21 protein-coding genes are annotated in these 23095 nt (G+C 55.2%); 20 read left to right on the forward strand and 1 reads right to left on the reverse strand.

All coding sequences use genetic code 11. The features are described from left to right. Positions 1-188 precede the first annotated feature (188 nt). From ACFO1S_RS02870 to ACFO1S_RS02900, 7 genes are all read left to right on the forward strand, one after another. Positions 189-629, forward strand: a complete 441-nt coding sequence (locus tag ACFO1S_RS02870; RefSeq protein ID WP_378126207.1) for a hypothetical protein — start codon at positions 189-191, stop codon at positions 627-629. Positions 630-668: 39 nt separating this feature from the next. Then, on the forward strand, positions 669-1760 hold the full coding sequence (locus tag ACFO1S_RS02875; RefSeq protein ID WP_204600748.1) for an LCP family glycopolymer transferase: 1092 nt from the start codon (positions 669-671) through the stop codon (positions 1758-1760). A 277-nt stretch (positions 1761-2037) separates the two neighbouring features. Next, positions 2038-2970, forward strand: a complete 933-nt coding sequence (locus tag ACFO1S_RS02880; RefSeq protein ID WP_204600747.1) for an ABC transporter ATP-binding protein — start codon at positions 2038-2040, stop codon at positions 2968-2970. Then, on the forward strand, positions 2954-3748 hold the full coding sequence (locus ACFO1S_RS02885) for an ABC transporter permease (protein WP_378126208.1): 795 nt from the start codon (positions 2954-2956) through the stop codon (positions 3746-3748). The genes ACFO1S_RS02880 and ACFO1S_RS02885 overlap by 17 nt, the downstream gene beginning before the upstream one ends. Before the next feature lie 149 nt (positions 3749-3897). After that, on the forward strand, positions 3898-4680 hold the full coding sequence (locus ACFO1S_RS02890; RefSeq protein ID WP_204600745.1) for a tyrosine-protein phosphatase: 783 nt from the start codon (positions 3898-3900) through the stop codon (positions 4678-4680). Between the two features lie 26 nt (positions 4681-4706). Then, positions 4707-5831, forward strand: coding sequence for a glycosyltransferase family 4 protein (locus ACFO1S_RS02895; protein ID WP_204600744.1), 1125 nt, complete (start codon positions 4707-4709; stop codon positions 5829-5831). Positions 5832-5846: 15 nt separating this feature from the next. Further along, entirely contained in the window at positions 5847-6626 is a 780-nt protein-coding gene (locus ACFO1S_RS02900; RefSeq protein WP_204600743.1) for a polysaccharide deacetylase family protein, read from the forward strand. A gap of 77 nt (positions 6627-6703) precedes the next feature. Here the strand turns inward: ACFO1S_RS02900 and ACFO1S_RS02905 are convergent, their stop codons facing one another. Beyond that, positions 6704-8158: a glycosyl hydrolase family 28-related protein gene (locus tag ACFO1S_RS02905; RefSeq protein ID WP_204600742.1), complete on the reverse strand. Its 1455-nt coding sequence runs from the start codon at positions 8156-8158 to the stop codon at positions 6704-6706. Positions 8159-8502: 344 nt separating this feature from the next. On the opposite strand from ACFO1S_RS02905, the gene ACFO1S_RS02910 reads away from it, so the two are divergent. The 13 genes from ACFO1S_RS02910 (at position 8503) to ACFO1S_RS02970 (ending at position 23094) form a co-directional block, all read left to right on the forward strand. Next, entirely contained in the window at positions 8503-9258 is a 756-nt protein-coding gene (locus tag ACFO1S_RS02910; protein WP_204600741.1) for a YveK family protein, read from the forward strand. Next, positions 9239-9913, forward strand: coding sequence for a CpsD/CapB family tyrosine-protein kinase (locus ACFO1S_RS02915; protein WP_204600740.1), 675 nt, complete (start codon positions 9239-9241; stop codon positions 9911-9913). The genes ACFO1S_RS02910 and ACFO1S_RS02915 overlap by 20 nt, the downstream gene beginning before the upstream one ends. A 241-nt stretch (positions 9914-10154) precedes the next feature. Then, positions 10155-11042, forward strand: coding sequence for a UTP--glucose-1-phosphate uridylyltransferase GalU (gene galU / locus ACFO1S_RS02920; protein ID WP_204600739.1), 888 nt, complete (start codon positions 10155-10157; stop codon positions 11040-11042). 52 nt (positions 11043-11094) lie between these two features. Continuing rightward, positions 11095-11736, forward strand: a complete 642-nt coding sequence (locus ACFO1S_RS02925; protein WP_204601046.1) for a sugar transferase — start codon at positions 11095-11097, stop codon at positions 11734-11736. A gap of 19 nt (positions 11737-11755) precedes the next feature. Further along, positions 11756-12883: a glycosyltransferase family 4 protein gene (locus tag ACFO1S_RS02930; protein ID WP_204600738.1), complete on the forward strand. Its 1128-nt coding sequence runs from the start codon at positions 11756-11758 to the stop codon at positions 12881-12883. A 12-nt stretch (positions 12884-12895) separates the two neighbouring features. After that, on the forward strand, positions 12896-14875 hold the full coding sequence (locus ACFO1S_RS02935; RefSeq protein ID WP_204600737.1) for a WecB/TagA/CpsF family glycosyltransferase: 1980 nt from the start codon (positions 12896-12898) through the stop codon (positions 14873-14875). A 28-nt stretch (positions 14876-14903) separates the two neighbouring features. After that, complete coding sequence (locus ACFO1S_RS02940; protein ID WP_204600736.1) at positions 14904-16154, forward strand: hypothetical protein; 1251 nt, start codon at positions 14904-14906, stop codon at positions 16152-16154. Positions 16155-16171: 17 nt separating this feature from the next. Then, positions 16172-17524 carry a sugar phosphate nucleotidyltransferase gene (locus ACFO1S_RS02945; RefSeq protein WP_204600735.1) on the forward strand — a complete coding sequence of 451 codons (1353 nt, stop codon included), beginning with the start codon at positions 16172-16174 and terminating at the stop codon, positions 17522-17524. A 10-nt stretch (positions 17525-17534) separates the two neighbouring features. After that, the gene (locus ACFO1S_RS02950) at positions 17535-18965 is read left to right on the forward strand and encodes an oligosaccharide flippase family protein (protein WP_204600734.1); all 1431 of its coding nucleotides are present in this window, start codon (positions 17535-17537) and stop codon (positions 18963-18965) included. A 26-nt stretch (positions 18966-18991) separates the two neighbouring features. Continuing rightward, positions 18992-19972, forward strand: a complete 981-nt coding sequence (locus ACFO1S_RS02955) for an NAD-dependent epimerase/dehydratase family protein (RefSeq protein WP_204600733.1) — start codon at positions 18992-18994, stop codon at positions 19970-19972. 13 nt (positions 19973-19985) lie between these two features. Next, positions 19986-20903 carry a glycosyltransferase family 8 protein gene (locus ACFO1S_RS02960; protein ID WP_204600732.1) on the forward strand — a complete coding sequence of 306 codons (918 nt, stop codon included), beginning with the start codon at positions 19986-19988 and terminating at the stop codon, positions 20901-20903. 23 nt (positions 20904-20926) lie between these two features. Further along, on the forward strand, positions 20927-21967 hold the full coding sequence (gene galE / locus ACFO1S_RS02965) for a UDP-glucose 4-epimerase GalE (protein ID WP_204600731.1): 1041 nt from the start codon (positions 20927-20929) through the stop codon (positions 21965-21967). After that, the gene (locus tag ACFO1S_RS02970) at positions 21964-23094 is read left to right on the forward strand and encodes a glycosyltransferase family 4 protein (RefSeq protein WP_204600730.1); all 1131 of its coding nucleotides are present in this window, start codon (positions 21964-21966) and stop codon (positions 23092-23094) included. Before galE ends, ACFO1S_RS02970 begins: the two co-directional genes overlap by 4 nt. Position 23095 lies beyond the last annotated feature (1 nt).

Genomic DNA, 23095 nt, shown 5'->3' on the forward strand with positions numbered 1-23095 from the left:
AATGTCGCATTCCCTCCCCTATTCTACCTCAGTAATTAACCAATTTCCCAGTATTTATAACGATTTATAATCCTGATATTATATTTTTATCTTGACTAGATACGATATGTATCGTAAATTAAAGGTGAACAATGCTACGAAGTGTATCTATATTGAGGCTTGGTGAAGCGATGGACGAGGAGATTGCGTTGAACAGGCGTGCCCATATTCGCTTTAAGCTCCAGACGCCGTTCTTCGTGGAGCTTTCATTGTATCAGGTCCAGGGCAAGGAGCTGAGAAGCCATTCACAGCGCGTGCTCCTAAGAGACATCAGCTTGGGAGGCTGCAGCTTCGCTACTCATCTCAGATTGCCGATACGGAATGACGTCGAGTGGCAAGTCGTGCTGCAGCTCGGGCACTATACGGCAAAGCCGGGATTTATCGTGCTGCATTGCGGTCATGAGGATGGACTGCTCATCTATGGAGGACGGTGGGTGATGACCGGGCTGGAGCGTCAAGCTTTCCAATACCGATTCCATGAATACATGCGGCTGGCGCTGGTCGCCAGCCCTTCGATTCACAGGCTTTACAAGAAAGTGATGGACCGACGTGATGACCGGGGCTTCGAGCGCCTGGATGTGACGTCCTGAAATCAAGTTGAACCGTAGTCGAGAAAGGGGAATTCGAGATTGAAGCGGGCAAGCGCCATTAGAGTGTTGCTTTATTCTTTAGGAACGTTGCTCCTCCTTACTCTTGCGGCAGGGGGATACTTCTGGTTCTCCGTACAAAGAACGATGCATGAGATGTATGAGCCTCTGCCTTCGGTAAAATGGGAGAATCCGAATTTCGAGGGGGAAGAGGAGAGTCTCTCCCCCACGTCGTTGTCGCAGAAGGAGTCTTCAAGCGAAAACGAACGGCGCGAAGAGAAGGAGGAGAAGCCGCTTTCGCCCGTCGTTCCCGTATCTGTAACGGATGAGCGCCCGTCCGAGCCTGTCGTCATCAGCGTTGCCGACGTAGAGCGATTAAGAAATCCGAAGCTGTCGGACAAGGAGCCGTTTACTCTGCTGCTGCTGGGAGTGGATGAGCGGCCGTGGGATCGGGGGAGAAGCGATACGATGATTTTGCTGACGGTGCAGCCCAGAAGCGGTAAAGCCGTTGCGCTATCGATTCCCCGGGACACCCGGGTAAGGATGCCGAACTCCGGGAAGTACGACAAGATTAATCACGCCTATGCCTTCGGAGGGACTCCGTTGTCCGTTGAAGCCGTCGAACGCCTATTCGGCGTGCCGGTCGCCTATTATATGAAGACGAACATGGAAGGGCTTGTGAATATCGTCGATACGGTCGGGGGAGTAGAGGTGGACAACCCTCGCGCCTTCGATTATGAAGGCCGTTCCTTTCCCCAAGGGGTGCAGCATTTGGATGGCGAAGCGGCGCTGGCTTACAGCCGCATGCGCAAAACGGACCCGCAAGGGGACTTCGGCCGAACGCAGCGCCAGCGGCAAATTGTGACGGATGCGATCGATCGGGTAGCTGACGTGGGTACGCTCTCGAAGCTGCCCAAGCTGCTGTCGCACCTGTCCGAATTCGTTCGTACGAATCTGACGGCGGGTAATATGGCCAATCTGGTCATGGATTACCGTCCTGCCATCCAGCACGTAGACACCCTCTACCTTCAAGGGCAGGGCAAGATGATTGACGGCATCTATTACTACATGGTTACGGCGGAGGAGCGGCGCAGAATTCAATCGGCTATCCTGAAATGTCTGGATGCGGAATAAAATCCGATAAGCGCCATCATGTATGCGGGGGGAGAAGGATGGAACATTACCCATTGTTTTATTGTTTGAAATGCGAACGCCTCAAGACGATCGAGCAGGCTTGCCTTCTGTTTCGCACAGGGTATTACCGCGCCCAGTATCGGCTGGGCTGCTGTGTGAACTGCAAGCATTTGGAACGCTCGGGTTAAGGATTCCTTAAATTTGTTCAGGGATTCGGCATTCGAAGCGATTGTTGGTATAATTAACCTGAACAAATTCAACAGGCGGAGGTATGGTTATGTCACAGGCCCCAGTCGCCCGTTTGCACAACGTGACGAAGGTCATCGGCAAGCGGACGATTATCGACCGTGTGTCTTTCGAAGTACACCCGGGCGAAGTATTCGGCTTCTTGGGTCCGAACGGCTCCGGCAAAACGACGACGATTCGTATGATCGTCGGCTTGATGGGTTTGACCTCAGGGGACATTCACATCGCGAACCATAGCATCAAAACGGCATTTCCCGAAGCGATCGTCCAAGTAGGCGCGATTGTGGAAAACCCGGAGATGTACAAGTTTCTGACCGGATATCAGAATCTTCTGCATTATGCCCGGATGAACCCTTCCGTCACCAAGGAAAGAATTCAGGAAGTGGTCGAGCTGGTCGGACTGCAGGGTCGCATCCATGACAAGGTGAAGAGGTATTCTCTTGGGATGAGGCAGCGGCTCGGCGTGGCGCAGGCGATTATGCACAAGCCGAAGCTGCTCGTATTGGACGAGCCGACGAACGGCCTGGACCCGGCAGGCATTCGCGAGTTAAGAGATTATTTGCGAAGATTGGCTCAGGACGAAGGAACGGCTGTCCTCGTATCTTCGCACTTGTTATCCGAGATGGAGCTGATGTGCGACAGGGTCGCCATTCTCCAGAAGGGTCAGATCATCGATGTTCGCTCCATAAGAGGCGATCGCGCCGAAGGCGAGGTCGGAAATCCGCAGCTGACGGAGGTTCAGTTCGAGGTCGATCATCCGGATGCGGCGCTTGGCATTCTTGAAGGACAAGGCGAGGGACGGATTGTCGACGGCTTGCTTCTGCTGTCCGCCGATCGCAATGCGGTAGCCGCCATTAACCGAAGGCTCGTGGAAGCTGGAATTCAGGTCTACGGAATTCGTACGAAGACGAAGTCGTTGGAAGACCAATTCCTCGAGATGACGAGGAGTGAGACCATTGGTTAACTTTATGAACCTGATTCTGAATGAAAACATGAAAATATACCGTCGCTTGCGCACATGGATCATGCTCGGATTTATCGTGCTGCTGCCTCCCTTGATTTCCATCGGCTTCTACCTCGGAGGCGGAGACAACATGTCCAATTGGAGCATGATGATGATCGAATCAATGGTGCTGTTCTCCTTGATTACAATCTTCACGGTGGTCGTGGCGGCGGACATTGTAGCCGGAGAGTTCACTTGGGGGACAATCAAGCTGCTGCTTATTCGACCCTGGAGCCGATCCATGATCCTGCTGTCCAAGTTTCTGTCCACGCTTCTGTTCGCCTTGTTCTTCACGGTGGTCGCCTTTCTGGTTACGCTGCTCGCCAATCTGCTGGTATTCGGCTATAATTCGGACACCGCCATTATAGCCGGGATGTCGAACTGGGAGTATGTGTTCCAGTATTACCTGTTCCAGTTCATCAGCCTGATTCTGATCGTGACATTCGGGTTCATGATGTCCTCGGCGTTTCGCAGCGGAGGGCTGGCGATCGGTTTGTCGATCTCCCTGCTGTTCGCGGGGAATCTGATCACGAGTCTGTTCGCTATGGCGAACAAGGCATGGGTGAAATACGTGCTGTTCATGCACCTCGATCTGACCCCGTACATTGAAGGCAAAGCGGGATCGATTCCGAACCATCCGACGACGCTGGGCTTCTCCTTGTCGATACTGCTCGCGTACTTCGTGCTCTTCGTCGCCGTTTCTTGGCTGGTGTTCCGGAAGCGTGATATTACAGCCTGATTTGCCGATGTCAAGCAAGCCACCCTCTCGGGTGGCTTTTGCCATTTTAATGAGCAAATAAGCGTATTTTTGGGCTTGACAATGATACAATATGTATCTAAATTAGAGTGTGAGCGATACAATCTGTGCATTTTCAGGGGAGTTTTTCTATGATCGATACGCATTGTCACATTCTTCCGATGTGCGATGACGGCCCGACCGACTGGAATCAAGCGCTGGAGATGGCCAAGGAAGCCGTTAGCGAGGGCATCACGGATGTCATTGCCACTCCGCATCACGGCAAGGGCCGTTACTATAACAGAACGGATAAGATCGCTTCGATGGTCGGTCGCATGAACACGCTGCTCAGCGCGGAGAAGGTGCCCTTGGCCGTATGGGCGGGGCAAGAATACCACTATAGCGCGAATGCTCGGAAAGGCCCCGATTTTCAGGCGCTTCAGCCGTTGAATTCGAGCGGCTACGTGCTGATCGAGCTGCCTTCGAAGTCGACTCCCAGACATTGGCGCGATTTTGTTCAAGCTCTTCGGAATTCAGGGTACCAACCCGTAATCGCCCATCCGGAGAGACACCTTCCGTTTGTACAGGAGCCCGGCAACATGTACGAATGGATCGTTGCCGGCGCTTACTTTCAGCTCACGGCACCTTCGATCAACGGCCTGTATGGACGGGAGGCGAGGAAGGCGGCGTTCCGAATGGCGCATAACGGCTGGATTCATCTGCTGGCCTCCGACGCTCACGATACGGATGCAAGACCGCTCAGGCTGCAGAAGGCTTATGAGACGCTGGATTCCATGCTTGGCCAGCCTCTGGTCGGCATGCTGCAGGACAATGCCCGGAGGCTGCTGCAGGGAGAGATGCTTCATTGCAGCGAGACAGTCGTCCCGGCGGAAACAAGAAGAGGGCCGATCGGGTTTCTGCGAAGAAATCGTTAGACATTGCCGGAGAAAGAGGGGGCTCCATGAAGAAGCCGGTTATCGTATACATTACCAACATCCCCGTGCCTTATCGCTACCAGTTGTACCAATCGTTCTGCAGCAGCAATGATTTCGAAGGCTGGATTTTGTTCGATTCTCTGTCCTATGGCGAGACTTGGGCGACTTCCATGGACGATAAGGTGAATTACGAAATATACGGAGGACAATCGCTCAGCGGAGAGACAGGGAAAACTCCCTTGTCGCTCAAGCTCTTCCGACAGCTCTGGAGGAAGTCTCCAACGGTCATTATTCTGTCGGAGTTTTCTCCGCTGCTGGTGCTGCAGACGCTGCTCTATATGCTTGTGACACGGCACAGAGTCAATCTGATTTCCATGACGGATGAGAACAGGGCATTCTTCGATCGGCTGTCCTGGAAGCGGGCTCGGCTGCTGTTTCGCAAGCTGACGCTCCGTTTTGTCGACAAATGCATCTGCTGCAGCGAAAGCTCCCGGGAGCATATCGAGGCGCTGACTCAACGCATGAAAGGAAGGACGATCGTCTCTTATTTAACGCCGGAATCCTGCTATTACGAGAAGCCGGCAGCGAAGGAGCTCCAGCCGGTCCAGATAAATCTGCTGACGGTATGCCGCCTTGTCGAGTTGAAGAGAGTGGATCGGCTTATCCAGGCCGCGAAAATTCTCGATGAGAGCAAGGACGTGCCGAATTGGCGGTTGACGATTGTAGGAGACGGGCCGGAAGAGCCGCGTTTGAAGGAAATGGTTCGAAGATTTGGATTGGAGGAGAAGGTTCTCTTCCAAGGCCGCCTGGTCGGCGAGAAGGTTCATCAGGCTTATCGGGACGCGAATATTTTCCTGCTGACCAGCGATCAGGAGGTATGGGGAGTCGTCGTCCATGAGGCGATGCTCAACGGCCTTGTTCCGGTCGTTACGAAGGCGGTCGGCTCCTCGGAGCTTGTCCTTAAAGGCGGAGGAATCGTTATTGACGACAGCGGGGAAGAATCCGCAATCGTGGGAGCCATAGCGTCAACGCTGCAGAGCCTGCTATCCAATCCGGAGAAGATGAAGCGAATGCAGCGCGAGTGTCTGAAATATGCCGGCAATATTACGATTGCGCAAGAGGTCGCCTCGTATTTGTCAGCCGTCCTATAGAGAGGGGAAGGAAGCATGGAGGCCATGGTTACGTTTGTCAGCGATGATGGAGCGCAGGAGGATTGGACCAAGCTTATGCCGTTGTTCAGACAGGCCGGCGTGCCCTGCGTAGTGGCGATTACGAGCAGGCAGGTGGGACAAGCGGGGTATATGGGCAAGGAGCAGATCGCCTATCTCCAGGACGAGCTTGGCTGGGAGGTAGCCTCCCACGCTCGGGAGCATGTCAATCTGACCGAGCTGTCCGAAGCGCGGATGGAGGAAGAGTGTCGCGGCTCGCAAGAGGAGCTGCGGGCACTGGGGTTCGGAGCTCAAGCCATCGTATACCCCTATGGACGCAACAACGCGAGAGTGCGAAGCATAGCCGGCAGGTATTACGATGCGGGAATCGAGGTCGGCGGCGGAGGGAATACCGGCAGGGCGGATCGTTATCGCCTGCAGCGAGTCGCTCTCGGCTCCTATTTCGATTCCCGGCTGCCGCTCGCGACAAACCGAATCGCTTACTACAAGGCCAGGGTGGATGAAGCGGTTCGAGCGCGAGCCTGGCTCATCTTTATGCTGCACCCCGCGGAGCGGTCTCATGACGGGGAGCAGCAGCGCCATTTGCGCGAGACGATCCGGTACGTTCAAGCCATCGGCGTTCCGATCGTGACCGTCCGAGAGGGGCTCAGCCGCCGTGCGGATTTGTCCATGAGGGCAAGGCCAAGACGGCTACCGGGAAACGGCGTGCTCCTTAGGTCGATCCGAAGGCTGGTCGGTCTGAAGTTCGTATGGTTCTATTTTATGAGATGCAAGTAAGGCTGCCGTACTCATCCTCTCTGCAAACGCAGCAACAGGCCTCCGTCCCAAGGGGGCCTGTTTGCGCTTTAAGCGGCTTACGTCGTTTGCTTCCAGTCTTTCGAGCCGGTGCCCGCATTAACGGCTTTATAGGCGACTCTGTTCTTGATATCGATATAATCCTGTCCGATATAGTCGGCGTTGGCCGTCGGCGCGCCGGAGCCGGTCCGCACCGTCACCATTCCGTTGTAAACGTTGTTGCCCCTGGAGAACACCGGGTTGCCTTTAAGCAGGAAAACCGAGCCGTTCGTAACGACGCTGGCATCGCCCCTGTCCTGCAAATACAAGGGGGCGTCCACCCGAACGCAGTCTGCAGCTTCGTTCGTTCCGCCGCTGAACATCGTCAGGAAGCTTTTCTCGGCCGTCTTCCCGAAGTTGGAGCCGATCTGCAGACTGTCCTGGATGCCCTTGACGAAATGATATTGCGAAGCGTTCGCCGCCTCCGTCTGAATGGCCAGAATTTGCCGATCCCAACCGCCGTTCTTCACGAGCCTGAGCTGATTGAGCACCTTGCTGTTCTGCGGGAGATAGTAGTCTGACCAACCGTATTGACAGTAAGCGTAGTTGGCCATGAAGCCGTTGCCGCAGGGGATCGTGGGCAGCTCGTTGGAGGAGACGCCCTTTGTCGGCATGACCATATTGAAGTTCGAGGAAGGGGATATCGCCACGGCGGTCGAGCACTTCAATACGCGGGTGTCGACATTCAGAAAGCGCAGCAAAGCCGATTCTCTGGCGGAGTCTCCGCAATATGAGGTGGATACGAGACCGAGCTCCACGGTCATGCAGCTCTGGACGTCGATTCCGATCAGACTATGCTCGAAATGGACCGAGGTGATGTTCAAGGTCACCAGCGAGTTGGCCCATATGCCTTTGCCATAGGAGGAGGGGGTAGTGCTGTCCTTGGGCTTGGTCCCATTGGATGTCCGCTCAATGTACAGGTCGTGGATGTTGACAAGGCCTTCGCGCGCGCTGGAGCTTATGCCCCGGTTGAATTCTACGGCATAATCCTTGGTATCCGTTCCGTTGATCCAGACGTTCGATACGACAAGGTCCGCGCCCTTGTTGAACGAGAGAGCCGGTCCAAAGCTGTTGAAGATCGCCGTATCCCGAATCCATGAGCCCACCCAGGCTCCCCAGAACATGATGGCCGGGTTCTCAACGGTCTGATTCAGCTTGTTGCCGTCGAAGATGAGGTTCTCGATGGCCATGTAATGCGTCGATTCTTTGCCGTAGGCTGCCGGAGTTTGAACCATGGAGCAGTTGGCGCGATCGGCCAAAATAATTTTGGAAGCGTTTTTGACGGTATCGTCGAAGGTGGTCGCGCCCTTAAGGGTAATTCCACGCTTGATGCGGATCGGCTTGGAGATTTTGTACAGACCTACTGGAAAGAAGATCGTCTCTCCGCCGACGCTGTCTATGGCCGCTTGAATGGCCGCTGTATCATCCGCCTTGCCGTCGCCTTTGGCACCGAAGTTCATTACGTTGATGGGCATCAGCACTATCCTCCCTTTGTTCCCATATCAGAAAGTATACCATTTGGACTTCTTATCCCATCTGATAGCTCGATACAAAACGTCTGCCGCCGTACCTAAGGATGGCGAAGCCGTTTTTACTTGCTATTTATGTGTTGTATTAAATGCTGGCTTGGCCGATTCGGTGACACGGTTGTCAAAAATGGACTTCCGGCTCGCGAAAACAGGCGCCTGCTTTTACTCTTTCGATCTGGATGCGAATGTAAAAAATAAGCTTGACATGATACTAATTGTATCATATATTGCGTATATGAAGATACAAATTGTAACAGTAAAGCGGTATCTCGCAGACTTGGGGGTTGCATATGGAGCTTAATATGAAGGATTATTTCAAGGTTGTTCGGAGACGGTGGTGGCTGATTGCAGCGATTGTCGCGCTTGCCTGCGGGGCTACCGCGACCTACGACTATTATTTTCCCAATGCGATTTACGAGGCGAACTCCAAGCTGATCGTGACCAATTCCGGCCAGAACTCCATGACCGCCAGACCGGATATGAACGAAATCAATTCGAATATTATGCTCATCGAGACGTACAAGGAAATTATCGCTACTCCGGCAATTATGGAGAAGGTCGTACAGCAATATCCCGATATTCGCATGGACGCCGCCAAGCTGAGCGAAAGCGTGAGGGTAGAATCCTCCAAGGGCTCTCAGGTAATGAGCATCTCGATACAGGACCCTTCTCTGGATCAAGCGGTGATGATCGTCAACGCCGTTGCGGAGGTGTTCAAGCAGGAAGTCCCCCAGATCATGAGCGTGAACAACATTACGATTCTCAGCGAAGCCAAGAAGTCCGACCACAGCCATCCCGTTTCCTACGGCATGCTGATGAAGTCGCTCATCGCGTTCGGATTGTCGCTGTTTCTGGCGCTTGGTCTCGTATTCCTGCTGGAATTTCTGGACGACTCGATCAAGACGGAGGAGGACGTCGAGCTTTATCTGGGCTTGCCGACGCTCGCCAACGTGACCCGGATCCGAAAGGCGCGGGTACAGAAAAATACCGAGGGTTCCAAAAAGAAAAGAGTAGGGGAGAGCATTCATGTCGGCATCCATCGATAAATACAGGCTCGTCACGCAAGGCAACAGCTCGAATCCGCAGGTCGCCGAAGCCTATAGGACGCTGCGAACAAACCTCTATTTCGCTTCGGGCAATCAGGAAATCCGCACCTTGCTGGTCACGTCCACGCTTCCGAATGAAGGCAAGTCGACGACGATCAGCAATCTGGCGATTGCCTACGCCGAGTCGGACAAAAAGGTGCTGCTGATCGACGCCGATCTGCGCAGGCCGACGCTGCACCAGGTCTTCTCGGCCTCTACAAGATTAGGGCTCTCTTATTTGCTGACGGGACAGTGCAAGATCGAAGAGGCGATTATCGAAACCTTCGTGCCCAACCTCGCGCTTATCACCGCCGGTCCACCGCTGCCGAATCCCTACGGGGGAATCAGCTCCCCGAGGTTCGAAGAGCTGCTGGAAGAGCTGAAGGCACGCTACGACATCATTCTAATCGATTCTTCTCCGATTCTTGCTGTATCAGATGCCCAATTGCTCTCGAAGCGGTGCGACGGCGTGCTGTATATCGTTCATTACGGCAAAGTGAAGCGGGCGCTTGCGCAGAGAGCCGTAGCCCAGCTGCGCCATTCGGGCGCCAACCTGCTGGGCGTAGTCGTGAACAACAAGAAGAAATCCAAGCAGGACAAGGTCTATTCCTATTAAATGGCGAGCTTTCCGGCGCTAAGGTAATGTCTACTCTACCTTTATCAAAGTAGGCACTCGCTCATGCCGTGGGTGGCGCGCCACCTTAGACGTTGATCGTCAAGGGTGTGAGGTGAGGGGGGGTTGAATGCCCCGTCTATAAAAAGCCAAGCTATCGCTTCGTAGATCGCGAGTCGCTAGGAAGCGATAGCTTACCTTTTTATCTCTTAACGGGCATGCAATTGAAAGAGGAGGTCTTGTAATGAGCAAAGTCAGAAAAGCGATTATTCCCGCAGCCGGCTTGGGCACTCGGTTTCTGCCCGCTACCAAAGCCATGCCGAAGGAGATGCTGCCGATCGTGGACAAGCCTACCATCCAATATATTGTGGAGGAGGCCGTAGCGTCCGGGATCGAGGACATTATCATCGTCACGGGGAAAAACAAGCGGGCGATCGAGGATCACTTCGACAATGCCTTCGAGCTGGAGAAGGCGCTGCTGGAGAAGCAGAAGCTGCAGCTGCTGGAGGAGGTGCAGCGCTCTACGAACATCGTCGACATTCATTACATTCGGCAGAAGGAGCCCAGAGGTCTGGGTCACGCGGTATGGTGCGCCCGCAAATTCATCGGGAACGAACCCTTCGCCGTCCTTCTGGGAGACGATATCGTCAAATCCGACACCCCGTGTCTGCTGCAGCTGATTCAACAATTCGAGCGGGAGCAAAGCTCCGTCATCGGCATTCAGCCGGTGCCTCCGGAGGAAGTCAGCCGCTACGGCATTATTGTGCCCGGGGCCCGTTGCGGCAATCTGTACGAAACGTCCGGCTTTGTCGAGAAGCCGGAGCGGGAGAACGCGCCTTCCAATCTGGCGATTATGGGCAGATACGTGCTCACGCCTGAGGTATTCCGCTTCCTGGAGCACGCGCAGGCCGGCGCCGGAGGAGAAATTCAATTAACGGATGCGATACAGCGATTAGCGGAGATCGAGAGCGTATTCGGTTATCAATTCGAAGGAACGCGCTACGATGTGGGAGAGAAGCTGGGCTTTATTCTCACCACGCTTGAATTCGCGCTTAGGAACGAGCAACTGCAGCTGCCGCTGATGAAAGCCATGGAGAGCCTGATGACGGAATACCGGACTCCGGCCAGATAGGAGCATGAGCATGCAAGATCTGAATTTGCCTCTGGAAAGCCGTTCGAGCCCAATGGCCGCATATGTCGCCCAGCATGATCGGATAAGTCTGGCGTATCGCGTCGGAAAAAGAATGATCGATCTTGCGTGCATCGGGCTTGCGGTCGTTCCTTTGCTGTTTTTGTTTATAATTATCGCAATATTCATAAAATTAGAAAACCCGAAGGGGCCCGTATTCTTCTTTCAAACCCGGGTGGGCAAACTCGGAAAGCCGTTTCGCATGGTCAAATTCAGATCCATGCAGACGGGGGCGGAGGACATGCTGCCCGCGCTTCTCGATCAAAACGAAGTCAGCGGCGCGATGTTCAAAATGAAGGCCGATCCGCGGGTGACCCGCGTCGGCAAGGTGCTGCGCAGGCTGAGCATCGACGAGCTGCCGCAGCTTTGGAACGTGCTCAAGGGGGAGATGAGTCTGGTCGGTCCCCGTCCGCCGCTTCCGAGAGAGGTAAAGCTGTATACGCCCTACGATCTGCAGCGGCTGCTTGTGACGCCGGGGTGCACCGGCCTATGGCAGGTAAGCGGCAGAAGCAGCACGAGCTTCGAGGACATGGTTCGAATCGATCTTCAATATATAGCCGAGAGAAGCCTATTAAACGATGTCCTTATTATCGCAAGAACATTCAAGGTCTTCCTGGGCTCCAAGCATGCATTCTAATCGTTCAAAAGGTGAATCCATGAACCCTAAGCCGCAAATTTTGCTCATTACGAACGTTCCCGTCCCCTACCGTTATCAGCTCTATCATTCCTTCTGCAATAGCGGGGATTTCGACGGGAGAATTCTGTTCGATTCCCTGTCTTACGGAGAGACCTGGTCCAGCCAACTGGGCGACGGCGTTCGCTACAGCGTGCTTGGCGGGCAATCCGTGAGCACGGAGACGGGCAGGATGCCGATTCATCTGAATTTGCTCAGACAGCTGTTCAAGAGGTCTCCGGACGTTGTCGTGCTATCGGACTTCTCGCCGTTATTTATCGTTCAGACGTTCCTGTACCTGATGCTCTCAAGCAAAACCGTAAGGCTCGTGTCGATGACGGATGAGAATCGCGATTTCTTCAACAAATTGAACTATCGGTGGATTCGGCTGCTCTTCCGCAAATTTGTCCTGTCCCGGTCGACGGCTTGCATCTGCTGCAGCGAAAGCTCCAAAAGACACATCGAAGGGATCTCCGGGAGAATGAAAGGCCGGACCTATGTTTCCTACCTGACCCCGGAGGCCAGCTATTACGAGGAGTCGACACCTCCTACGACGTCTGGAGGCGTCATCGAGCTGCTTACCGTATGTCGGCTTGTAGATTTGAAGCGGGTGGATCGAGTAATTCGCGCCGCCAGTATGCTGAAGGACAAAGGAACTTCCCGTGAATGGCGGCTGACGATTGTCGGAGACGGGCCGGAAAAGGCTACTCTTCAACGGCTTGCGGACAGCCTCGGACTGGAGTCGCATGTCGTTTTCCTGGGGAGGCTTGTTGGAGAAGACATTCAGCAAGCATACCGCAAGGCCGATATCTTCGTGCTGACCAGCCATAAGGAGCCCTGGGGAGTAGTCGTTCACGAGGCGATGCTGAACGGCCTCGCCCCTATCGTCACGAGGGCGGTCGGCGCTTCGGAGATGGTTTCCGGAGCCGGGGGCGTCGTGGTGGACGATCGCTTGGATGAGCCTTCGCTTGTGTGCGAGATCGCCGCGGCCATGGAAGCCTTGATCGACAATCCCAGCCGCCTGAGGGAGATTCGGGAGCAATGCCGGGAGTATGCAAGACAGATTACGATCGAGCGGGAAGTGGACTCGTATCTAGCAGCCGTTAAATGAGGATGGGAAGAGATGCAGCCAATTAAAATCGCCCACGTTCACAACTATTATCAGCATGCAGGCGGAGAAGACAAGGTCGTTGGCCAGGAGATCGAGCTGCTGAAGACGATGGGCCATCAAGTCATTCCTTATCGCAAGCATAATGACGAAATCAAGCGCATGTCGTTAGGAGGCAAGCTGCTCGCTCCTTGGAGGACGATCTGGTCGCTGCGAAGCTATCGGGAGATGAAGCGATTTCTGTCTCTGCATAAGCCGGATATCGTCCATTTTCACAACACCTTTCCGTTGATTTCCCCTTCGGCTTATTACGCGGCCAAGAAGCTCGGGATTCCGGTCGTGCAGACGCTGCACAATTACCGCCTGCTCTGCCCGGCGGGAGCCTTCTTCCAGAATGGGGCGGTGTGTGAGAAATGCGCCGAGCAAACCTTGCTTCACGCAGTAACGAAAGGCTGTTATCGGGAATCCCGGCTGCAAAGCGCCGTCGTAGCGGCGATGCTGGCGGTCAATCGCCGGATTCGCACTTGGGAGAGAAAGGTTGATCGATATATCGTGCTGACGGAATTTGCGAGAGATAAATTTGTACAAAACGGCCTGCCTGCCGACAAGATCGCGGTTAAGGCGAATTTCACGCAGTCCTCGGGCGAGGAAGCGCCCAAGAAGGCTTTTTTCTTGTACGTCGGCAGACTCTCCCGGGAGAAGGGCGCGGATACGCTTATCGACAATTGGCGGGATATGGACCCTTCCAAGCAGCTGATTGTCATCGGCGAAGGGCCGGACGAATTGCGCCTCAGGCGGCAAGCCCGACATATGCCCAACATCGTATTTCTCGGCAATCAGGATTCCTCCGTCGTGATGCAGCATATGAGGGAAGCACGCTTTCTGATCGTTCCTTCCATCTGCTACGAGGGATTTCCGATGACGGTCATCGAAGCGTATTCGGTCGGAACGCCGGTGCTGTGCAACTGCATCGGCTCCTTGGCGGAGATCGTCGAGGATGGCGTTACCGGATTCCACTACGAGGTCGGAGATCGGACGCAGTTGCCCGCCGTTATTCGCAAAGCCGAAGAGGAAGGCGTGTACGAGCTGCTGCAGCGCAACGTCAGATTCGTCTATCGCACCCGGTTCGACAAGACGTTAAATGCCTCCAGGCTTGTCCAGATTTATGAGCAGCTTCTTCCGCCCGCGGCGAATCCTGAGGAAGCGGAGGAGCGTGCGGGCGTGCAGTTGGCCGGAGGGTACGTCCTGGAATCGGAGATTACGGCGTTAAGCCTCGGGGACACGGCGGCGGAGATTGAACGCTGGATTGGCGAGGGAACGCCCAATTACGTCTGCGTCTGCACGACGCATTCCCTTGTCACCGCAACCGAGAGAGACGACTTCAAGCGGGCGTTGGCTCAAGCGGGCATATGCACGCCGGACGGCATGCCGCTGGTCTGGGCTTTAAGAGCGCTCGGCTATCGGGGGCAAGAGCGCGTGGATGGAACGACGTTGACAAAGGAGCTATGCCGCCGTGCGAGCAAGCGGGGATATCGGATCTATCTCTATGGCTGCACGGACAAGACGTTGTCCGTGCTGCGGAGCAAGCTGGAGCGGGAATACCCGGGAATAAGCATTGTCGGGACTGCCTCCCCTCCGTTCCGAACGCTTACGGAAGAGGAGGAGCAGGCTTACGTCGACGGCATTAACGCCTCCGACCCGGATCTTGTGTTCGTTGCGCTGGGATGTCCCAAGCAGGAGGTCTGGATGAATCGGCATCGCCATCGTATTCAGGGCGTCATGCTGGGCGTCGGCGCAGCATTCGATTATCTGGCCGGCAACATTACCCGGCCGCCCGTTTTCCTGCAGCGCCTCGGTCTGGAGTGGCTGTTCCGATTGCTGATGGAGCCCCGGCGGCTGTGGAAGCGATACGCGTACCACAACAGCAAATTCATCTATCGGTACTTCTTGTCCTTCCGTCGCAACAAGCTGAAAACCCGGAAGCTGGAAGCCTGATCAGCCTAATACGGGAAGGGATCGTCGGATGGTCAACCTGATTTTTCTGTTAAAGCCGTTGGCGGACTTGCTATGGAGCATGAAGGCCTTGAATTCGCTGCTGATCGCCTGCGTGTTCGCCCTCTCCTTAGCTTGTCTGTTCCAGATCAAGCTCATTAAGGTTAACCTCGCGCTGCTGCTGCTCTCCTTCCTGATGTTTCGTTCTTTGCTGGCGCAGATGGACGAGCTGACATTCGCGATATTTCTAAAGGTGATCTCGGCGATACTGCTGTTTTTTATGGCGCAATTTGCAGCACGGGTAAGCCAAACCATCAGCCTCATCGCGCTTTCCTACATCGTTCCAACGCTCTATGTCATCTTCCTCGCGGCGATCGGACAAGGCTATCAGTATTGGGGGGCGGTTCACACCTTCGTCGGGCCTTATTACTACAAGACGGATCTGGCGATCATGGTGATTCTGTCGATTATTTTCTTCAGACGCTTTCTCTTCTTCGGCTCCTCCGTCTTCATCAAGCGCATCGCCGCCGTCTACATCCTGCTTATCGCGCCGAAGCTTATTCTGATGGCCAACTCCCGCATGACGCTGATCGTCTATGCCGTCATTCTGATCGGGCTGGTGGTGGAGTATTTTCGCTATCATGACGTGAAGTTCAGCAGCTTCAAGAGAAACTTAATCATCTTCTACTCTCTGGTTGTATTTATTGGAGGCTACCTGTTCTACGTCAATCGGTACATTTCCGAGGATGCGCTCGTCATCGATATGAACTCCGAACAGATTTTCTCCGCGAGCAATACGCAAGGGAGAAGCGAAATCTGGGGCTCGATTACCGATCGCTTCTTCGAGGGGGAGCTGCTGAATATTCTGTTTGGCTACTCGATGATGAAGGATCACGAATTCGACGTCGTGCTTCATGCCGATTCGCATAATGCCTGGCTCAAGGTGATGATCTCTTGCGGCTTGGCCGGTTTGTTCCTGTACATGCTGATGCTCGGCCTGGTCGTTCATAAGCTTCGGCTCCTGCTCCGGCAATACCGGGATCGGCGCAACGATTACTTCGTATTGATGACGATCGCGCTGCTGCTGTCTTTTTATTTGCTTTCCGGCATCTCCCAGTCCAATCTCATCTTTACGCAATCGTCGTGGTACGCATTTTATTTCATGGGGCTGCTCTTTAATAAGAGGCTGTTCCCGCTGCCCGAGCAGCGATTGCCGGAGCGGGCATGGATGAGGCCGCATATCGGCGAGGTCGGCTTAGAACGAGCTGTGGTTTCCAAATAGAAAAGTAGGTGAAGAGCTTGAGATTAATTCTCCTATCCGGAGGTTCGGGCAAACGTCTGTGGCCGCTGTCCAACGAGGCCCGATCGAAGCAATTTCTCAGAATGCTGCAGGATCCGGAGGGGCATCCCGAGTCGATGCTGCAGCGAATGTGGAGACAACTGCAAAGCGTGGGACTCGCCGATCGCTGCATCGTCGCGACAAGCGCCAATCAGTCGGGCATGATTGTGAACCAGATCGGCGCGCACGTTCCGATCATCGTTGAGCCGGAGCGGCGCGACACCTTCGCGGCGATTGCGCTGGCGTCGGCCTATCTGCATTCTGTTCAAGACGCAAGTCCCGATGAGACGATCGTCGTCTTGCCCGTGGACGCATACGTGGAAGCCGACTTCTTCCATGCGCTCCTGGAACTGGAGGATGGCTTGAGCGAAATGCCGGCCAATCTGGTGCTCATGGGCGTATCGCCGACAGGCCCTTCCGAGAAATACGGTTATATTCTGATCGAGTCCGCTGTCCGTTCGGGAAAATACATGAAAGTGAAGGGGTTCCACGAGAAGCCTTCGACCGCGATCGCCGAACAGTTAATCGCGCGGAGCCACGCCTATTGGAACTGCGGTGTATTTGCATTCAGACTGCATTACATGCTGGCGAGAATGCAGGACAGGCATGTTCCGCTTCACTATGCCCAGCTGTCGCGGCAATACGACTCGTTAAGGAAAATCAGCTTCGATTACGAGATCGTGGAGAAGGAACCGCGCATAGCTATGCTTCCTTATGCGGGGGCATGGAAGGATCTGGGGACGTGGAACGCGTTGACGGAGGAGATGGCGGAGTCCCAGATCGGCATGGGGACGATCAGCGAGGATTCGACCAACACTCATCTGATCAATGAGCTTAATATTCCCGTTACGATCCTGGGAGTGCCCGATTCGGTTGTCGTCGTCAGCCCCGACGGCATCCTGGTAGCCGACAAGTCGGCCAGCCCCAGATTAAAGGAAACGCTGAGCTACGATCTAAGGCCGATGTTCGAAGAGCATTCCTGGGGCACAAGCAAGGTGCTGGATTACTCCAAGCATGCCGATGGCTTCGAGATTCTTACCCGGCAGATGGTCGTCAAGGCAGGGAAGCAGACGGACATCGAAATCCACTTTGAACGAACGGAAATCTGGAGTGTTGTCAGCGGCACGGGGGAAATGTATTTGGACGGCAAAACGATGCAGATCCAGAAGGGCTTCACCTGCCAGATTCCGCCCAAGTCCAAGCACGGGGTCAAGGCGTTCACGGAATTGTATGTGCTTGAAATCCAGAGCGGCGTATCTCTGAACGCCGACACGATCAATCTTGTTTTTACTTGGGGAAGCGCGGTGGTGTGAGGTGGCGCAGATGAGCTTCCGTAACAAAGTCATTCATGAGGGAACGTATTACATTCTAAGACGAGGGCTGGGCTTCGGAATCAGCTTCGGCGGGATGCTGCTGCTGATGCGCGCGATCGGGATCGAGAATTACGGCTTGTTCGTATCGATTACCGGAATTATTACCTTCATGGGAGAGCTGTGCAAGCTTGGGATCAATCCATACTTGATCCGAAGCGAGGCGGAGACGGACGCGGAAGAAGAACGGAAGCAATACGATATGGCGTTTACGTTCGTGCTGCTCTCCTCTATCGTCGCCATGGCGGTGGGGGTCGGAGTTTCATTCCTGCTTAAATCCTGGCTGCACAACGAGCATATTCAACTGCCTTTCCTGGTCACGCTGCTCGGCATGTTGAACGGAGCCTATTTGCTCCCGGCTCTCGCCAAGCTGGAGCGGGGGCTGGAATATCGCAAGGTGGCCATCTACGAGCTGTACAACCAGATTATCTACTATGCGGTTTCATTGGCGCTCGTATACTTCGGGTTCGGCATATGGGCGCTTGTCATCGGCAACCTGCTTCAAGGTCTGATGGCCGTAGCGATCAGCTTCTACTTCTCCCGTTATCGGCCGAGGCTGTACTGGTCGCGCGAGATGCTCGGGAAGATGCTGAAGTACGGCTTCGGGAACACGCTCTCCAAGCGCATTTGGGAGCTGCGGACGCTTGTCAATCCGCTCCTGGTCGGCAAATTCATCGGACTGGAGGCTGTGGCGGCCGTATCCATCTCGATCCGGGTCGTCGAGGCGCTGAACTTCGTCAACGGGGCGATACAGACCATCTCCTTCTCCCTGCTGTCGAAAATCCAGAGCGACAAGCAGCGAGTGGAGAACGCCTTGAACGAAGCGATGCTGCTGCAGATCATCTCTCTCGTTCCGCTTCTTACGGGGTTCGGCGTGCTTGCCCACTGGGTCGTGCCCTACTTCTTCGGCGGCGATCTGGAGACGGCGCTGCATATTTATCCTTTCATTGCGATTGAATACAGCATGTTCGCGATCTTCAGCCTGCCCATCAACATGCTCTACGTGCGTGGAGCGAATTGGGCTGTCACCAAGTTCAATCTCGCGTACGTCGGTATCTTCATTCTGACGTCTTACACGGCTTTGCCTATCTTCGGCATCTATGGATATGCGGCTGCAGAGGTGCTGGCGTTGGCGGCCTACATCGTCATTCACGCTTCGATCCGCAGCAGCTATACCTTGCGTTACCGGATGCCGTTAATCTGCATGGCGACCTGCATCCCAATTGTATTCCTGCCGGTGCTCCCGTTCCCGTGGGCGCTGCTGCTGCTGGTTCCCGTGCTGGTCATTATGTTCGGGGTATTCCGCAGCATCGAGGGGATGTCCTACATTCAAAGAATTATGAAGACGAAGCTGATTGGCGCAAGCCAAGGCGGCAAGTCCTAAAACGATATTCACGGAGGCGAATGGAATTGAAAAAAACGGTACTGGTAACTGGAGCGGGCGGCTTCATCGGCAATCATCTGGTGAGTTTGCTGAAGGACAAAGGCTATTACGTCAGAGGGGCGGATATCAAGAAGCCCGACTATTCCGAATCCCGCGCGGACGAGTTTCTCGTGATGGATCTGCGCGTATGGGACAATTGTCTGCTGGCGACCTCCGGCATGGAGCAGGTGTATGCGCTGGCGGCCGATATGGGCGGCATGGGATACATCACGACGCACCATGCCGAGATTTTGTACAACAATGCGCTGATCAATTTTCATACGCTGGAAGCAGCCAGGCAGAACGGCGCCGCCCGTTATCTCTATACGTCGTCCGCTTGCATCTATCCCGAATACCTCCAGACCGATGCGAACGTAAAGCCATTAAAGGAGGAGGATGCCTACCCGGCCATGCCGCAGGACGCCTACGGCTGGGAGAAGCTGGTGTCGGAACGGCTGTGCGAGCATTATCGCGAGGATTACGGGATCGAGACGCGCATTGCCCGATTCCATAATATTTTCGGTCCATTGGGCACCTGGGACGGGGGACGGGAGAAGGCGCCCGCCGCGATCTGCCGCAAGGTCGCGCTAGCCAAGCTTCATGGCGAAAGGTCGATTCAGGTATGGGGGGACGGCGAACAGACGCGTTCGTTCTGCTATGTGGACGATTGCGTGGAGGCGATTTACGCTTTGATGCAGTCCGACTACCCGCACCCGCTGAATATCGGGCAGGACCGGCTGATCTCGATCAACGAGCTGGTCTCGGTCGTCTCGCGTCTGGCGGAATATGAGATTGAGATCGAGCATATCGACGGTCCTCAAGGCGTGCGGGGAAGAAACTCCGATAATACGCGGCTGTACGAGATTCTGCGCTGGCAGCCGCGGATTACGCTCGAAGAAGGATTAAAGCGGACGTATGCGTGGATTGAGCAGGAAGTGCGGGTTCAATATAGCCGCGTGCTTTCCTAAGGAGGGGCTCGCTATGAACAGGGCGCTCGACGACGGTTGTATCCATGTGGTTTCTCTCGCCGATAACCATTACGCGCAGCATCTGGCCGTGACGCTGGTATCCATGCTTGCCAACCATAAATCCGGGTCTGAGATCCGGATTTATGTGCTGAGCACGGGGCTTACCGAAGCCAACCAAGACAAGCTGTCGGCCTCCGTCTCCCCTTATGGGGCGCATATTCGCTTTATTCTCATCGATGGGGCCGCCTACGAGAATTTCTGCCTGTTTAACTACGTAAACCGGGAGACATTCGTTCGCCTCGCTACCGCCGATGTGTTGCCCGAATCGGTCGATAAGGCGATATGTCTGGACAGCGATACCGTCGTGCTCGGGGATATCGCCGAGATGTGGGCGATCGATTTCCAGGGGAAGGCAGTGGCCGCCGTGACAGATGTGGGCGGTCTCTATCGGTGCGGAGATCTGGGCATGTCCGTGAACAGGTACTTCAACGCCGGCGTTTATATGATAAATTTGGCCAAATGGAGAGAGCAAGCGATCGGCGCGAGGACAATGGAGTATATTTCCCGCAACACGGAGAGGCTGATCTATCTGGATCAGGATGCGCTGAACGCGGTGCTCGACGGCGATTGGCTGGAATTGCCCGAGAAGTGGAACGTGCAGACCAATCGCGTCAGCCAGGGCAGATGGGACAAGCATCATCCTCACGGGATCGTGCATTATACAGGCGGCGTGAAGCCGTGGCACTATGACTGCACGCATCCGCTGAGGAAGGAGTATTACAACTACCTGCGGCTGACCGAATGGAAAGCGTACAAGCCGGTCATCAGCGCCGGCCGGGTGTTTAAACGGCTGGCCCGGCCCTGGCGCGACAGATTGCGCAGGTGGCTTCCGCAGCCGGAGGCAGCGGCGATACGAAGGCTTCGGCCCTAGAACGGCCGGGAAGGAGAATCCATATGGCGGTACTGGTTACCGGCGGGGCGGGCTTTATCGGCTCCCATACTTGCGTAGCGCTGCTGAACTCGGGGTACGAGGTCGTCGTCATCGATAACTTCAGCAACGGCAGCAAGGAGGCACTTCGCCGGGTTCGGCGGATTGCCGGAAAGGACTTGGCCAGCTACGAAGGCGACATTCTGGATCGGAGAAAGCTGAGCGCGATCTTTGCAGAGCACGAGATCGAAGCGGTCATCCATCTGGCGGGGTTGAAGGCGGTTGGCGAATCGGTGTCGATGCCGCTTCCGTATTATAGCAATAACGTATCCGGCACGCTTGCGCTGCTGGAGACGATGCAGCATTACCAGGTGAAGAGACTGGTGTTCAGCTCTTCCGCAACCGTATACGGCATTCTGTCCAACCCTCCGGCAGCGGAGGGTTTTCCCTTGCAGGCGACCAATCCTTATGGGCGGACAAAGCTGATCGCGGAGGAGCTTCTTAGAGATCTTCACAGCTCGGACGGGGAATGGAGCATCGCTCTGCTGAGGTACTTCAACCCTGTCGGCGCCCATTCGAGCGGCTTGATCGGCGAAGACCCTAGTGGTATTCCCGGTAATCTGTTACCCTACATCTCTCAAGTCGCTCACGGCAGATTAAGAGAATTGCAGATTTTCGGAGACAATTATCCGACTCGGGACGGAACGGGCGTCCGCGACTTTATTCACGTCATGGACCTGGCGGCGGGACATGTGAAGGCCCTGGAAAAAATCTCCTCGTCGCGGGGAGTCGAGGCCTACAACCTCGGCACAGGCAAAGGAGTCAGCGTGCTGGAGATGGTGCGTTGCTTCGAGCGGGCGTCGGGCCGCACGATCAGCTATCGGATCGTCGGACGACGGCCCGGGGATGTGGCCGTCTGCTACGCAGACCCCTCCAAGGCGGAGCGGGAGCTTGGCTGGACGGCGACAAGAGGCGTGGAGGAAATGTGCTCCGACGCCTGGAGATGGCAGACGAATAATCCGAACGGATACGGACTGGAACAGGAGAAGGAGTTCGAAGCCTCGTGAGAATAACGTTTCTGATTCAGTCTCTGCAATTCGCGGGCTCCGAGAAGGTAGCCTTCGAGCTGATCAAGCATTATCGCAAGAAACAGATCGATTGCTCCCTGGTCACCCTGTTCCGTTCATCCGACGAGCACGGGCGCATGCGGATGCTGGAAGAGCTTCGCGCTTTGGGGGTGCGGATCGTCGAGCTTAACAAGCGAAGCGGCTTCGGAGACGCCTGGAGAACGCTGCGGCTGCTGAATCGGGAGATCGCCCGTTTCCGTCCCGATATCGTCCATGCGCATGGCTGCACCCCGAACGTCTATGCCGGCTTGCGCAATCTGTGCTACCGCAGAACGTATACGATCACAACGCTTCACAGCGGCGGGGACGATTGGCCAAGCAGGAAGGATCAGCTGCTGGAGAGGCTCAGCCTATACGGTGTTGACCGCGTTGTCAGCGTAGCCGAGCATGTCGCGTCGACCTATAAGAGCAAATTCGCCAGGGCAAAGGACAAGCTTGTCGTCATAGAGAACGGCATTGATACGAGCGGCTATGCCAAGCTGGGCGAGGACGAGAAGAAAGCGCTGCGCAAGGCGTTGAACCTCAAGCCCGAGTTGCCGGTGCTGATTCATGTAGCTCGGTTCGACCCGATCAAGAACCAGCACTTTCTTGTGGAGGTGGCCGATCGTCTTAAGCGCAGAAGATTTCGTTTCAGAATGCTGCTCGTCGGCAATTGGCAGGACAGTCTCTATACGGAGCTGATCCGTTCCAGACTGCGCGAAGCGCGTCTGGAGGAGGAAGTGACGCTGCTCGGAAGCCGGGACGACGTGGGCCGCCTGCTGCAGATCGCGGACGTGTTTTTGTTCCCTTCGCTCTACGAGGCGTCGCCGCTCGCTTTGCTGGAAGCGATGCATGCCAAGCTGACGACGATCTGCTCCGACATTCCTGCGGCGCGGAAGCTGGCTCCTTACAGTCAGAACCACCATGTGCTGGAATTCTCCTCCGACCGCTGGGCGGACCGTATTCAGGAGGTGCTTGAGAAAGCTGCGGCGGAGAATGCGGGTGGCGGCGTGATGGAGAGATTGCAGGAGAGGGTGTCGTTCGATCGGGTTGCGAACGATTACCTGGCTCTGTGCCGGAAGCATTAGA

The sequence above is a fragment of the Cohnella boryungensis genome (assembly GCF_042651945.1).
Taxonomy (GTDB): domain Bacteria; phylum Bacillota; class Bacilli; order Paenibacillales; family Paenibacillaceae; genus Cohnella; species Cohnella boryungensis.